Genomic DNA, 592 nt, shown 5'->3' on the forward strand with positions numbered 1-592 from the left:
TCGCACCTGTACAGCGGCTACAAGGTTCCGTCCAACTACGACTCGCTGATCGGCAAGCTGATCACCTGGGGCGCCACTCGCGACGAGGCCATGGCCCGTATGCGTAACGCCCTGGACGAAATCGTGGTAGACGGCATCAAGACCAACATCCCGCTGCACCGGGACTTGGTTCGTGATGAAGGCTTCTGCGAGGGTGGTGTGAACATTCACTACCTGGAACACAAGCTGGCTAACCAGTAAGTGCTCCACTCAACAAAGCCGCCTTCGGGCGGCTTTGTTGTTTCTGCGGCACCGGCAATTACCTCTGTGGTGAGCGGGCTTGCCCCGCGCTGGGTGGCGAAGCCGCCCCAAAACCTGCCAACCCGTTTTAATTGGATAAATGCGGTGCCTGGATCAGGGAGGCTTCGCCACCCAACGCGGGGCAAGCCCGCTCACTACAAAAAGCCTCGCTCGCCACAGCATCATGCTCTCGCGTAAACTTGCGCGCTTTCGCGACCCAGCAGTCGCACACTCATTTTTTCAAAGGTGCCCGCCATGCCTTGGCTGCAAGTCCGTCTCGCCATCAGCCCAGAACAAGCCGAAACCTACGAAG

The 592-nt window shown here is 59.0% G+C and carries 1 pseudogene; it reads left to right on the top strand.

The features are described from left to right. A pseudogene (locus AC3ZU9_RS31540) lies at positions 1-240 on the top strand (acetyl-CoA carboxylase biotin carboxylase subunit); the annotation flags it as partial. Positions 241-592 lie beyond the last annotated feature (352 nt).

This window comes from Pseudomonas sp. A39 (genome assembly GCF_058145955.1).